Below are 14,289 nucleotides of genomic sequence, written 5' to 3'. Positions count from 1 at the left end.
CTCTACCTATCTGACCAGAGCATTGTCCAAAGCCTGACTGACGTCATCGATCAGGACGAAGTCGATCTCCTTACGGACTGCTGATGGTATTTCATCTATATCCGGCTCGTTTTCTCTTGGAAGCAGTATCTTCTTGATGCCGGCTCTGTGAGCTGCCAGTACCTTTTCCTTGATGCCGCCTACAGGCAAAACTTTGCCCCTCAGCGTAACTTCGCCTGTCATTGCCACGTCTCTCTTGACCGGTGTCTTTGTCAATGCGGAAACTACCGCTGTGCACATAGTAACGCCGGCAGAAGGGCCATCCTTAGGAACAGCACCCTCAGGCACATGAATATGCAGGTCATACTTTTTGTAAAAGTCTTTCTCGATGCCGTACTGATCCGCAACTGAACGGATGTAGCTTACTCCCGCCTTAGCGGACTCCTGCATCACATCTCCCAGCTGGCCTGTCAGTGACAGCTTGCCGCTTCCCGGCAGAACTGCAGTTTCTATCTGCAGCGTATCGCCGCCTACAGTAGTCCATGCCAGACCTGTCGTAACGCCTATCTGGTTCTCGCCTTCGACCATATCGTAATGGAAGCGATGCTTACCCAGATATTTCTCCAGATTTCCCGGAGTTATACTATAGGACTTGTTCTTATTGGTAACGACCTTTTTGGCCACCTTTCTGCAAAGGTTGGCTATATCTCTTTGAAGATTTCTTACGCCTGACTCTCTGGTATAATAGTTTACCAGATCGTGCAGTGCTCTCTCAGAGATCTTGAAATTTTCCTTCTTCAGGCCATTGGCTTTCAGTTCCTTAGGAACCAGATATTTAGTCGCGATCTTGACCTTTTCTTCTTCAGTATATCCTGATACTTCTATGATCTCCATTCTGTCCAGCAAAGGCGCAGGTATAGTATCTGCGGTATTCGCTGTGGTTATGAACATTACCTTGGAGAGATCGAACGGGATCTCCAGGAAATGATCAGTGAATGTACTATTCTGTTCCGGATCGAGGACCTCCAGAAGAGCCGAAGCCGGATCTCCCTTGAAGTCTGCGCCGATCTTATCTACTTCATCGAAGAGGAATACCGGATTGTTAGTTCCCGCATCCTTGATGCTGTTAATTACTCTGCCCGGTATGGCGCCTATATATGTACGCCTGTGGCCTCTTATCTCTGCCTCATCACGAACTCCGCCCAGGGACATTCTTACGAATTCTCTGCCGGATGCTCTCGCTATTGATTTGGCTATAGATGTCTTGCCTACTCCCGGAGGGCCAACGAGACAGAGTATCGGTCCCTTGATAGCCTTCGACAGATGTACTACTGCCAGATATTCAAGTACTCTTTCCTTGACCTTATCCAAGCCATAATGATCCTCATTAAGTATCTTCTCGGCCTTTTTCAGATTGACATTCACCTTAGAAGAATTGTGCCATGGCAGGTCCAGGATTGTCTCCACATAATTTCTTATTACAGAGCTCTCTGCTGAAGAAGGCATCATCTTGGAAAACTTTCCGATTTCCTTCCTGACCTTCTCATCAACCTTCTCGTCCAGTTTCAGAGCGTCCAGCTTTTCCAGCCACTCTTCCGCTTCCGCGCCGGCGTATTCTTCATCGCCCAGTTCAGTCTGAATGGCCTTCATTTTCTCTCTGAGGAAATATTCCTTCTGACCGTTATCTATATTCTCCTTGACCTTCTGTGAGAGGTCTCTCTCTATGACTGCTATCTCGTTTTCTTCAACAAGGGTAGTAGCCAGTATTTTCAATCTTTCTGAGAATACCAGCGCTTCCAGCACCTTTTGTTTCTTGGCGCATGGAACGAAAAGTTCATTAGCGATCTTATCGACCATGGCCACAGGGTTTGCTACAGCCAGAGTCTTATCCACTATCTCATCTGTGACCTGGGAAGTCAGAGCTGCATACTCAACAAATTCTTCTTTGATTATTCTGAGTTCAGCCTTGTCCTCAAGCTCCAGTGAATTCTCATTTGATTTTTCTTCTATTCTGTCTATAGCGCAGGAGATATAATTCTCCTCTGTTACACTCTCGTCTATAGTAGCTCTGCAAATGCCCTCGACCAGTACGCGTACTGCGTCCCCCTGTATCTTCAGCATCTGCTTTACCTTTACAACTGTTCCCACCTGATACATATCCCAGGCTGTCGGGATCAGAATGTTCTCATCCTTCTGTGTCGACACAAACATGAGCTTATCCGTCCCCATGGCTGCCTCAAGCGCCTTAATGGATTTCTCACGTCCAATATCGAAATGGACTACTGTGTTAGGAAAAATAGAAACTCCCCTAAGCGGAATACATGGCAAAACTTCTTTAGTCTGTATCTTTTTTTCTTCCATGTCCACAGTTTCTGTCATTCCAGGTTTGCTGTCGTTGTTATCGACTGCGATGTTTTCGTTGTTTTCAAATTCTTCGTTCATCTGAAATCCTCCCTTCTTGCCTTTATACAGAACAAGGCGACAAATGTCGCCTGTCCTTTCTATGAGGCGTCAGCCTCGTTATTAGCATCATCGCTGATCTTCTTTTTCTTCTCGCCTATGATCAGCTTAGGTTCTGTTTCTTTGGTTATCGTATCCTCTGTGACTACGCAGCCTGCTATGTCATCACGAGATGGTATCTCGAACATGATATCGGTCATAGTCTTCTCAAAGATACTTCTCAGCCCTCTGGCACCGGTCTTGCGGTCCAAAGCCTTCTTGGCTACCGCCTCTATAGCGGCGTCTTCTATCTCCAGATTCACTCCGTCGATTTCGAAGAGCTTCTGATACTGTTTGATCAATGCGTTCTTCGGTTCCTTCATGATCCTTATCAGCGCTTCCTCGGACAATTCCTCCAAGGTCACGATGACAGGCAGTCTTCCGATGAACTCAGGGATAAGTCCGAATTTCAACAGATCCTCAGGCTCGACTTTTCCTATTATGTTTTTCTCCTCGACTTTATTCAAGCCGATTTCCGAATTGAAACCTATGACCTTCTCTCCTATCCTACGCTGTATGATAGTATCGAGTCCGTCAAAAGCTCCTCCGCAGATAAACAGAATGTTGGTAGTGTCTATCTGGATAAATTCCTGATGAGGATGCTTCCTTCCACCCTGTGGCGGAACATTGGCAACTGTACCCTCAAGTATCTTCAGCAAAGCCTGCTGTACGCCTTCTCCGCTGACATCTCTTGTGATAGAAGGGTTCTCGCTCTTCTTGGAGATCTTATCGATCTCGTCTACGTATATGATGCCCCGCTGAGCCTTCTCCACATCGTAATCTGCCGACTGAAGCAATCTGAGCAGGATATTCTCCACGTCCTCGCCTACATAACCTGCCTCTGTCAAAGCAGTAGCATCGGCTATAGCAAAAGGTACCTTGAGTATCTTAGCCAGAGTCTGAGCCAGCAACGTCTTGCCGCTGCCTGTAGGTCCTATCATTACGATATTACTCTTCTGCAGTTCTACGCTGTTGCTTTCAGCCCTGCTCAGGCCGTTTATCCTCTTATAATGATTGTATACCGCTACGGACAGGGCCTTCTTGGCAGCATCCTGACCTATTACATAATCTGACAAAGTGTCATATATCTGCTTAGGTTTAGGTAGCTTATATTTAGGTCCCGCATCTTCCTGAACGGTATTGTCTCCGGACTCTCTGGCAGCATCTCTGACTATATCCATGCACATTTCTATGCATTCATCACAGATATACACGCCCGGGCCGGCGACGAGCCTTCTTACCTGGCTCTGCGGTTTACCACAAAAGGAACATCTCAGTTCGTTGGTGGTATCATCAAATTTTTCGGTCATTTCTTTCCCTCTGTTATCTGGAAGTAATTACTTCATCTATGAGACCGTATTCGGCGGCCTTCTCTGCTTCCATAAAATTATCTCTATCTGTATCCTTTTCGATGGTAGCAAGATCCTTGCCTGTATTTTCGCTCAGGATCCTGTTCAGTTTTGCCTTAGTCTTCATCATCCAGTCAGTACGTATCTGCATGTCTGTAGCCTGTCCCTGGAATCCGCCCAAAGGCTGATGTATCATGATCTCCGCATTAGGCAAAGCGTAACGTTTTCCCTTTGTGCCCGATGACAGAAGGAATGCGCCCATGCTTGCAGCCAGGCCTACGCATATAGTCGACACGTCCGGCTTTATATACTGCATAGTATCGTAAATTGCCATGCCAGCTGTAACCGAACCGCCCGGGCTGTTGATATAAATGCTTATATCCTTATCCGGATCTTCCGCTTCAAGGAACAAAAGCTGAGCTACGATAAGGCTTGCGACCGTATCGTTGATCTCCTCTCCAAGGATGATTATACGATCCTTCAACAGTCTCGAATAAATATCATAGGAGCGTTCTCCTCTGCTTGTCTGTTCAACTACATAAGGTACTAGTGACATTATTTTGCCTCTTTCTTCTCTGCTTTCTTGGCAGGTGCCTTCTTAGCTTTAGTTTCTTTCTTCTCCTCAGGCTTCTTCTCTTTAGTTGTAGTCTCAGCCTTAGGAGCAGCCTTCTTGGTTACTTTAGCATTGTCATAAAGTGTATCTATGACCTTCTTGATAACGATGTCCTTCTTGAAGTATTCCATGCTGTCAGCAAGAGCTTCTTTGATCTTGTCGATTTCCATGTTATACTGCTTAGCCATTTCCTGAAGTTCTTCGTCTAATTCAGCCTCAGATACTTCCAGATTCTCCTTATCAGCGATGGATCTGAGTACTACTCTCGTGCCTACTTTCTTGGTGGCATCTTCTCTTAATTCATCTCTGAATGATTTTCTGTCTTTGCCTGTGAACTGAATGTACTGATCCAGGTTCAAGCCCTGATATCTCAGCTGCTGATCCAGTTCCTGAGACATATTGTCTATTTCATCTTCTACCATTACCTTAGGTACATCAAACTTGTTTGCCTCATATACCTTCTCGATAACTGCATCTTTAGCAGCATTTTCTGCCTGAAGGTCCTTGCTCTTCTGAAGATCCTTCTTAGTCTGCTTCTTAAGATCCTCAAGAGTATCGAACTCACTTACATCCTTTGCAAACTCGTCGTCGAGATCCGGAAGCTGTTCTTCCTTTACTTCATGTACCAGGCAATGGAACACTGCATCCTGTCCGGCAAGTTTAGGTTCCTGATATTCCTCAGGGAATGTGACCTTAACGTCAGCTTCATCGCCAGGCTTAACTCCTACGAGCTGCTCTTCAAATCCCGGAATAAACATTCCTGAACCGATCTTCAGTTCCTGTCTCTCTGCTGTGCCGCCTTCGAACTGGTCATCACCGACGAATCCGGAGTAATCAAGTACTACTGTGTCTCCGTCCTTTACAGGTCTCTCAACTACTACCATGCGGGCATTTCTCTTCTGCTGAGCTTCGATTTCCTTATCTACGTCAGCCTTCTTGATTTTCTCTTCCAGCTGATCCACTTCTACTCCCATATAATCTTTTACTTCTACTACAGGGAATACCGGTACTGTTACCGTCATAGTGAAAGGTTTGCCTTCTTTGGTATCATTGATATCGCTGAAGTCAACATCAGGTCTGTCGATAACTTCGATATCTAATTCTTTTATTGCCCCAGGGTAGTTCTCGCTAAACATATCATTTATGGCATCTTCATAAAAAACGCCTTCGCCATAGTGTGTCTCGATGATTTTCCTAGGTGCTTTGCCCTTTCTGAATCCATCGATACTGAACTGTCCTCTGTTCTTCCTATAGACCTTATTTACAGCCTCTTCGAATTCATCGGCTGCAAAATCCATAGTCAGCTTGACCTCGTTATTCTCATTTGAGACAAGTGTAGTTTTCATCTGTATATTTCCTCCTAAATTTTATCATTTTCGTATTTCATTGCGGCCACTGTAAATCCGCACATAGAACCATATCATTATACACTTTTTGAATATTAAAGTAAACAGAAGAAAAGCCTATTTCTCGACTTTCTTCCGCTATTTTAAGGCAATAATTCGTATCCTCTTTCGAATTTGCTCTTATTTTCCGGTTTTAAATGGTATTTTTCTGACAATTTGTTGCCAATATCGACTATTTCCTTCTCATTTCCCGAAAACAATTCTATTTCGAGTTCCAAAACAGGCGATTTTTTACCACCGGCAATGATTTCTCCCCGATCTACTGACAACTCGCTTATGGATTTGCCCGTATCAAGGCGTATGACTCTGCGCACAAAACTTACCTCGATAAGCGGCAGAAGTTTTCTGGAGCCGCAGACGGCTGCAAGTACGTCCGACATATCACTCTGGTCGAATATGGTTATTTCCGGCTGTTCTATCAGTTTCTCATCGCTTACAGGAACATTTATCTCCTGCCTTTTATGCATGCCGTTATCGCTGGTGCCATCCCACTTAAGTGTGGCAACATGAGATGTTCCCTCTCGCCGTATTCGAAAAGCCATTTCCTGGCCTGTGAGACTTCTGTCAGCTGTATCGTAATATATAGCATCCATGTCTACACATTCTTCTTTAGTGTCTCTGATACTTTCAATGTAATCGTCGGCAAATATTTCATCTGCCACCTTTTCATCATCGATCAGATACTTCAGTTCTATTTCCATAGATAATCTTCCCTCTCGTTCCTCAAGATTACTGCTTACTGTGTTCTATCATAAAACTTCCATTTAGTCAACTTAGTCAGGCCATAAATTATCGGAAGTAAGTAAAGATAAAAGGCATATGGCAGGGCTCCTATGCCGACTCCCATGAAGCTCAACGGTACGCTGCAGGCTATAGACCATGGTACCACTGCCGATAATATTATTATCGAATTCTGGATATCGCTGGCTAGTTCATAGTTTGACGCGCCGCTTTTCTCGTAAGGTCTGGCCATAAGATCGTTACCCATTATGGTAGCCAGAGTCTGATTGCAGAATATGCCTATAAGCACCAGTCCTACAATGACCATACTTGGAAATCTGCCGACTTTCTCCACCATTATGTCAATCTTGCTTTGGAAATCCTCCAGCATTTTCGTATCTTCAAATATTCCCGAATAAACGCTGGATATACCAACGATCAGAACTACCTCCACCATGGAGTAAAGTCCGCCGCCGTTGAATACACTACCGAAGGATGTGTCTGAATGATACCCCATTATCATAGTGTAAAACAATGACTTAAGGGTGGTTCCCTCGACGAAAACGCTGACCAGCATTCCTGATACTATGCTTGCTATCATGGAGTACGACACCCTGACCTTGAAAAATGGCAGCACCAGCATGAATATCGCCGGCACCAGACACCATGGCGATATGACAAACTGCCCGCTGAGTTTTGTCAGAAACGACTCGTCAACCTGATGGATAGGATTTGCAAAGGACATGCATGCATATATTACTAATATGAGCACAAAGGGTACCGCAGCGAATTTTGCCATTATCCTGACGTTTTTCATGTGGTCGGTCCTGGTGACTGCCGCCACCAGAATAGCGCTGGACGCCGCCGGGGATCCTCTGTCGCCGATATACACTCCGCTCATGATCACGCCGGCCGTGATCAGTTCGTTGACGCCGCCTGTTCTGGCAAGAGTCATGAATATTACGCCGACGGTTGCTGCCACGCCGAAGGACGTGCCTATGGCGTAGGAAAGTATACTCGTCAAAAGGAAGGCTATGATCAGGAATATTCCCGGCCGTATGAATCTTATGCCGTAATATACAAAGTATGCTATGGTCCCGGAAGATCTCCAGACACCTGTCAGAAGGCCTATTATAAGCAATATCTCAACGACAATCAAACCGTTAGACAGACCTTTGCGGCACATAATGACCACGTCTGCAGCTCTGTGTCCCTGAACCAGTGCACAGATAAAAAAAGTCACAAGCCCTGCCGCAAGTGCTAAAACAAGCGTGTATCCTGTTACTATACACGCTATTACCGCACCTATGAAAATAGCAAAACTTATGATCAAACTCATTATGATTCTTTCCGATCCTTTATCTCGTCATTGTCAGTTTTCTTTACTTCGGCCTTAAGATCGGGTTTATCATCACTGCCAACCAGTTGTCTCAGCAGCTGATCGTTCAAAAACCTCTGGGTACTGGCCAGGTCATCTTTACTTGCCATATCTGTCATCTGCATTACCAATATGTATTTCTTGAATATGCTTCCATCGATTTTATTCTTGATCGCTCTTTGAACTGTGGCTGCCATTTCTCTTGCGTTTATGAGATATACTCTGGCTATTATGCCGCCCTTCATTTTCTTTATTTCTATGAAGCTCTCGATCTGAGCTGTTTCATTTATCGCTTCTCTTATGGACATGGCTATGTTCTGACCTATGAGTCTGGTTTCTTCTTTCCTCATGAGGAGCCAGAATGAGACTGTGGCCGCCACGCCCAGGCATATGGCAATAATACTGCCGAAACTATCCCTGGTGAAATACCACATTACGGCTCCCAACAGGAAACATGTCCACTTCAAAATGCCTATTACTTTATACGCTTTATCCATCACTTACCCCTAACACTGCGTTTTTCTCTATTATATTAAACGACGGTGCTATGTCAAGTATATTTAGAAAAAATGCCCAAGTATATTTGAAAACGAATGCATGTGAATTAATTTCTCTTTTCTATCAGATCCGCAAGAACTGCATACAGCTTGCCGGGATCTACGGGTTTACCAAGATGTTCATTCATGCCCGCTTCCAAAGTAGCCCGCACATCATCATCGAAGGCGTTAGCCGTCATGGCAACTATAGGTATCGTTCTCGCATCATCCCTTTTCAAAGCGCGGATTCTCCTGGTTGCCTCCAGTCCATCCATGACCGGCATGCGGATGTCCATTATTATGGCCTGTATAGTTCCCGGCTCGGAAGCCATGAAGGTATCCACTCCCGCCTTGCCGTTTTCTGCGCATATGACCTCAGCATTTTTCTTTTCCAGAAGTTTCTTAGCTATTTCTAGATTAAGTTTATTATCTTCGCAGATCAGTATGCGTTTTCCTGACAAGACTGCTGAATTATCAACTGATACAGGTCTGGCTTCTTCAACTTTATTGATTTCCACAATTGGCAGATCAAAGAACAGATGGAATTCAGTTCCGACATTCTGCTTGCTTTTAACAGTGATCTTTCCTCCCATAAGATCCACAAGGTTCTTCACAATAGGTAAACCGAGACCCGTGCCTCGATCCTGTTGATTACCTCCTGGCGATTCCTGTTCGAAAGGCAGAAACATGCGGGTCTGGAACGCTTCGCTCATTCCTATGCCATTATCCTTGACCATCAGATGCGAGTGTATGCAGTCTCCTTCACGTTCATTACCCATCACCCTCAGTTCAATAGTTCCCCCCCTCAGGCGTATACTTAACTGAATTGTTCAACAGATTTATAAATATCTGTTCAAATCTGATATGATCTATCAGGACATAGTAAGGTTCCGGCAAATTATCAACTATAAGTTTTATATTCTTCTTCCTGCAAAGTGGAGCAATTATGGTACATACGCTATTGACAAATTGCGGGTAAATATACGGAGTTTCATTCAGCTTCATTTTCTTAGCCGATAGTTTTTCCATATCCAGGCAGTCGTTGACAAGGCCCAGCAGGAACTGGCCTGCCTCGTTTATGTTATCTATATATTTCTTCATAGCTGAAGGATCATCGAGTTCATCCTTCGCCAGATTTGAAAGACCGACAATGGCGTTCATAGGCGTGCGCAGATCGTGGCTCATCTGGGACAGAAAATCATTCTTGGCCCGATTGGCATCCTTCAGTTCCCGCATCTGTTCCTGTTCACGTTCATATATATCCGTTATATCCATTCTGCTCAGAAGGACCATTTCATGATCCCTGTCCATATATGAATACTGCAGTTTTTTCCTGCTCTGACTGCCATCCTTTTCCTTTAAAGAAACATAGCTTATGAAGGAATCCTTGTCCGCCAGCTGCTTTCTTATATTATCAATTGACATATCTCTGATGTTTCTATCTATGTCCTCCGTAACCAGATTCTCTCTGGCGTAATCAGCAACAGATTTTTCATAATCACTGCTGCGAAGAGGCGGGATCGGATTGGTAGGATCCTCTGTATTAGCATACATAATATAATCATTGTTTGCTAAGTCCACGAGAGACAGATAATCATAGTCCAGATTCACGACATTACTTATCATTTCCTGAGCTATCTTACTATCATTTGTATCGTAGGAATAAATAAAACACATGGTATTGCCCGTAATCGGACCACAGTAAAGCCTGGCCACGGTCTGTGCCCATATAGTTCTCCCATCCTTGGCTCTTCTGCGATATTCCACCGTCTCCTCTATATTGCCTTTAATAAATTGCTGCATGAGGTTGTTCCGATATGTATATTATTTCTCCCGTAGCTGCGTCACTGACAAATACAGCCTCAGTTGCAGAGTCGAGTATGCCTGAGATTCTGTTTTCCATATATTCGTCTATAGGTGGCACCATATCAGTTTCATATTTAAGATAGTTACCTTTCCCGTTATACTTGGCGCGCAGCAGTGCCATCCTGGCATTGTCATACAAAGTCTGAAAATCAGTCCCGTCATCAGGCGTAACACATACGCCTGCAGAAAAGTGTATAGGTTTATCCATTCCATCATAATTGATAGGACTGCATAATCTGTTGAGTTTAGACTCTAAATCAGCATTTTCAGGTATATATGGTATCTGCACAGCGAACTCATCTCCGCCTATGCGACCTATGACCGCAGTCTCTGTAAATAACTCACTTAACATATGTCCAAGAATTTTCAACAGTGCATCTCCTGCTTCATGGCCGTATACGCCGTTTATATTCTTAAACCCATCTATGTCAGCGACAATAAAAACTCCTGTCGGCTCATTGTTTTCATAGAAGAAGTTCTGTATCCTGTTTTCCACTTCTACTCGATTCAAAAGACCCGTAACACAATCCAGCTCAGTTCTAGTCTTCATCTCTAAAATTGCAGAATCTATCTGACAGTTCTGTTCTTCAGTGATTTCTTCCACAGTTTCATCATCTGCCGAATACGTCTCCGCCTGCTTTCTAAGCAGATCCTCGAAAGCTTTGATTTCCATAGGCCGCGCAAAATAGAATCCCTGAGCCACATCACAGTTAAGATTCCGCAGAAGTTCTACCTGCTCGATCGTCTCTGTTCCTTCGGCAACTATAGTCAGATCCATTAGTTTCGCAAGGCTTACTATGAAACTCAGTATATTGCGGCTATTCTTATGATGCTGGCTCTGCATAAACCTGATATCTAGTTTTAATACATCTATCGGCAATTCAGCCAACATATTAAGGGATGAATAGCCTGTGCCGAAATCGTCCATTTCTATGGTAAAGCCAAGTCTCTTCAACTTCCATATAGCCCCGATCAACTGGTCAGAATCATGAGTGTAAGCAGACTCTGTTATCTCCAGTCCCAGATATTCAGGACTCAGATCATACTTACGTATAAGAGACAACAGTATCTTGTCCAGATTCGGGTCATATATATCCGTCCTAGAAACATTTACAGAAACAGGCACGATCTTATTGCCATCATCTAACCACTGACGGATTCTCTTACAGCAGGTATCCCATACATATATGTCCAGATCTGTAATGAATCCATTACGTTCGAAAAGCGAAATGAAATCTCCCGGAAATATCAATCCTCTATCAGGATCCTCCCATCTTACCAAAGCTTCCGCACTGACGATCCTCTCGGTTTTCAAGCTATATTTGGGCTGAAAATGAACTTTAAATTGCCCATTTTTCAAAGCCCTTTTCATATTGGAAATTATAAACTGCTCATCAAGCGTTTTCTGACGCATTTTCTCATCATATATCTTATATGATACGCCATATATCCCTTTGATCGATGATGCTGCGATGCATGCCCTGTCACACATTATACTGACAGGAAGTTCCTTATCCTCTACCATATATATCCCGTGACGCAACTGTATGTTAAGGTTGATGCCCAGTTCTGCAAGATCGCTGTCAAGACTGCTGAATTCAAAATTCGAATAGTCGTCTATATGCTTTAGCAGAAAAGCAAATATATCCGGCCCTGTACGACCGCATATTATGTAGTTATCACTTCTGTCTCTGAATATATCGGCGCAGGCATTAAGAAGGTCATCTCCGACTTTAGCACCATAAAGATCATTTACAAGTTTAAATCTTTCTATATCACAGCAAATAATATCATAATCCTGATTTATATCACGTTGCATGATTTCCTCTGCCTGATTATAAAAATATTCTTTGCTGTAAAGTCCAGTCAATGAATCATGCTGAACGGTATTAATAAATGATGCCGTCTCACGCAAATATATGGCATTGGCAACTCTGTGCTTGATTATGTCCGGCTTATACGGTTTTCTGACATAATCGTTGGCTCCCTGTGACAGTGCCTGTATCTCCTTATTGTCTCCCTCGACGTCTCCACCGCTGGCAACTATAACAGGTATCTGTGCCAAAGCCTTATTCTCACGCATTCTCCGGAGTACTTCGAATCCGTCCATTACAGGCATTACTATATCCAGTATGACAGCCGATATGAGGTGGCCATCCTTAGCGCATAAAATGTCCAGAGCTTCCCGGCCATTATTCGCCGTAACGGTCTCATAATCGTCCTTCAAAATCATAACCAGTAATTGCTGGTTTATGACACTGTCTTCCACAATAAGTAGTTTTTTCTTATGATCAACCTTAGCCACAATGCTTACACCTCATACATTTTCAGTCGAGCAACGCATAATTATTCTATTAATTCTGTTAACTCATATTTTACTCGACCCATAACTGCAAGTCAATGATATTCGGTAAACTTTTGGTAACGCGAATTCGAGTCTCCTCATTGGTTTTCAGGCAGAGCATAGCAATTGTGCTGTAAAATTAACGGTTGTATTTTACAGCATGAGGATTTATACTAAAAGTGAAAGGAGATGTTAGATATGCCAAATATTAAACCAATTTCTGATTTACGCAATTACGGTGCTGTCCTGCATGATGTATCAGTAGGTGCTCCTGTCTTTCTTACCAAGAATGGCCGTGGCAAATATGCCATCGTCGATATAAAGGACTATGAAAAGACACAGGCTACCATTCGATTAATGAATGAGCTCGCCAAAGGCCGCAAATCAGGTGAAGAAGAAGGCTGGCTCACTTTGGAAGCCGTGGAAGAACATCTAGGTATAACACATGAGTAATTTACGATTATCTTCAGAGGCACAAAATGATCTTTCAGAAATAAAAAAATACATTACTGAAGAATTGGAAAATCCAAAAGCAGTACTTTCCACTGTAAAAAATATAACCAAGAGCATTCGTATCCTTATAGACCATCCAATGGCTGGAGAGCAGCTTTCTTCTGTTGCAAATGTAGATGATGACTGCCGCTTTCTGGTTAGTGGAAATTATATAGTATTCTACAGAATCAGCAACAGCAACGTTTATGTTGATAGGGTTCTTTATGGATGCCGCGATTATTTGCGTGTACTATTTGATGATTGAACGGCTCGAGTTCGAGTCTCCTCATTTCTATGACCAATAAAAAACAGGCCTTTGGCCTGTTGTTTATTGGTCGGAGTAGAGAGACTCGAACTCTCGGCCTCTGCGTCCCGAACGCAGCGCGCTACCAGCTGCGCTATACCCCGCCGACTTATCTATTATAACACGGCGGGGAGTAATTTCAAGGCAGAATTTGATTGCAGACTATTTTTTCTCACATCTGAATAGTCCATGCTGGTTGCAACCGAAGTAGTAGCAACCGTTTCGGAACTTAGGCATACGCAGTTCGCTGCTCTGTTCCGGGTAGAGATGCACCAGCATGACCCTATCGATACCGACCCAGGCTACGAAGTTAAGGTAATGTGACTTGGTCATTTCGTGATCGAAGGTTATGTAGTATTCATCCTCCACTTCTTCAAACTCCAATTGATGGGCTGCGTCTGGTTTCTGTACTTCTAAGGGTTCCAAGCGCCGACCGCAGCAAGACACATCTGCTCCAACTGTAGCAGTTATTATATTGCCGCATTCCGGGCACACATAAAACTTGATTTTTCTCATATTTCCTCCTCTGGTCAGGCTTGGTTCCAGATCACCTGCCAGTAACTTGTCTGAATTGACTCCCAGAATATCTGACAGATCCTGAAGCAGAGAAACATCCGGCAATCCCTGACCACATTCCCACTTGGAAATCGTCTTGTCACTGACATGGATTTTCTGAGCCAGCTGTTGCTGCGTCAATCCTTTTTCATTTCGCAATTGTCTGATCAATCGTCCGGTTTTCTGTTGTTCCATTTATTTGCCCTCCCAAAAGTACTTTACCTCAGCTTGGCGGAAATATCAATCTA

13 protein-coding genes and 1 tRNA gene are annotated in these 14,289 nt (G+C 43.8%); 2 read left to right on the top strand and 12 right to left on the bottom strand.

Annotated elements, in window-relative coordinates; genetic code table 11:
* Positions 1–6: 6 nt before the first annotated feature.
* The 10 genes from lon to EV211_RS01125 form a co-directional block, all read right to left on the bottom strand.
* Positions 7–2,340, bottom strand: a complete 2,334-nt coding sequence (gene lon, locus EV211_RS01170) for an endopeptidase La (RefSeq protein WP_133527673.1) — start codon at positions 2,338–2,340, stop codon at positions 7–9.
* Between the two features lie 140 nt (positions 2,341–2,480).
* Positions 2,481–3,788, bottom strand: coding sequence for an ATP-dependent Clp protease ATP-binding subunit ClpX (gene clpX / locus EV211_RS01165; RefSeq protein ID WP_133527602.1), 1,308 nt, complete (start codon positions 3,786–3,788; stop codon positions 2,481–2,483).
* A gap of 13 nt (positions 3,789–3,801) precedes the next feature.
* A complete protein-coding gene (gene clpP, locus EV211_RS01160; RefSeq protein ID WP_133527601.1) occupies positions 3,802–4,383 on the bottom strand; it encodes an ATP-dependent Clp endopeptidase proteolytic subunit ClpP in 582 nt (193 codons plus the stop codon).
* Entirely contained in the window at positions 4,383–5,786 is a 1,404-nt protein-coding gene (gene tig, locus EV211_RS01155; protein ID WP_133527600.1) for a trigger factor, read from the bottom strand. The genes clpP and tig overlap by 1 nt, the downstream gene beginning before the upstream one ends.
* A 143-nt stretch (positions 5,787–5,929) precedes the next feature.
* The gene (locus tag EV211_RS01150; protein ID WP_133527599.1) at positions 5,930–6,547 is read right to left on the bottom strand and encodes a CYTH domain-containing protein; all 618 of its coding nucleotides are present in this window, start codon (positions 6,545–6,547) and stop codon (positions 5,930–5,932) included.
* 35 nt (positions 6,548–6,582) lie between these two features.
* Entirely contained in the window at positions 6,583–7,905 is a 1,323-nt protein-coding gene (locus EV211_RS01145) for a Na+/H+ antiporter NhaC family protein (protein ID WP_133527598.1), read from the bottom strand.
* Complete coding sequence (locus tag EV211_RS01140) at positions 7,905–8,441, bottom strand: hypothetical protein (protein WP_133527597.1); 537 nt, start codon at positions 8,439–8,441, stop codon at positions 7,905–7,907. The genes EV211_RS01145 and EV211_RS01140 overlap by 1 nt, the downstream gene beginning before the upstream one ends.
* A 107-nt stretch (positions 8,442–8,548) precedes the next feature.
* Entirely contained in the window at positions 8,549–9,259 is a 711-nt protein-coding gene (locus EV211_RS01135; protein WP_133527596.1) for an ATP-binding response regulator, read from the bottom strand.
* Between the two features lie 10 nt (positions 9,260–9,269).
* Complete coding sequence (locus EV211_RS01130) at positions 9,270–10,283, bottom strand: sensor histidine kinase (RefSeq protein ID WP_133527595.1); 1,014 nt, start codon at positions 10,281–10,283, stop codon at positions 9,270–9,272.
* Complete coding sequence (locus EV211_RS01125; protein ID WP_166635325.1) at positions 10,267–12,651, bottom strand: EAL domain-containing protein; 2,385 nt, start codon at positions 12,649–12,651, stop codon at positions 10,267–10,269. The genes EV211_RS01130 and EV211_RS01125 overlap by 17 nt, the downstream gene beginning before the upstream one ends.
* A gap of 237 nt (positions 12,652–12,888) precedes the next feature.
* On the opposite strand from EV211_RS01125, the gene EV211_RS01120 reads away from it, so the two are divergent.
* Positions 12,889–13,143: a type II toxin-antitoxin system prevent-host-death family antitoxin gene (locus EV211_RS01120; protein WP_133527594.1), complete on the top strand. Its 255-nt coding sequence runs from the start codon at positions 12,889–12,891 to the stop codon at positions 13,141–13,143.
* Positions 13,136–13,447, top strand: coding sequence for a type II toxin-antitoxin system RelE/ParE family toxin (locus tag EV211_RS01115; protein ID WP_133527593.1), 312 nt, complete (start codon positions 13,136–13,138; stop codon positions 13,445–13,447). The genes EV211_RS01120 and EV211_RS01115 overlap by 8 nt, the downstream gene beginning before the upstream one ends.
* 67 nt (positions 13,448–13,514) lie before the next feature.
* Here the strand turns inward: EV211_RS01115 and EV211_RS01110 are convergent.
* Together EV211_RS01110 and EV211_RS01105 are read right to left on the bottom strand one after the other, a co-directional pair.
* Positions 13,515–13,590 (bottom strand) — tRNA-Pro (locus EV211_RS01110).
* Positions 13,591–13,648: 58 nt separating this feature from the next.
* A complete protein-coding gene (locus EV211_RS01105) occupies positions 13,649–14,236 on the bottom strand; it encodes a helix-turn-helix domain-containing protein (RefSeq protein ID WP_133527592.1) in 588 nt (195 codons plus the stop codon).
* Positions 14,237–14,289 lie beyond the last annotated feature (53 nt).

The organism is Aminicella lysinilytica (assembly GCF_004362975.1).
Classification (GTDB): Bacteria; Bacillota; Clostridia; order Peptostreptococcales; family Anaerovoracaceae; genus Aminicella; species Aminicella lysinilytica.
Note: the sequence above shows the minus strand (reverse complement) of the source record. Positions and strands in the feature narration are given on the sequence as shown.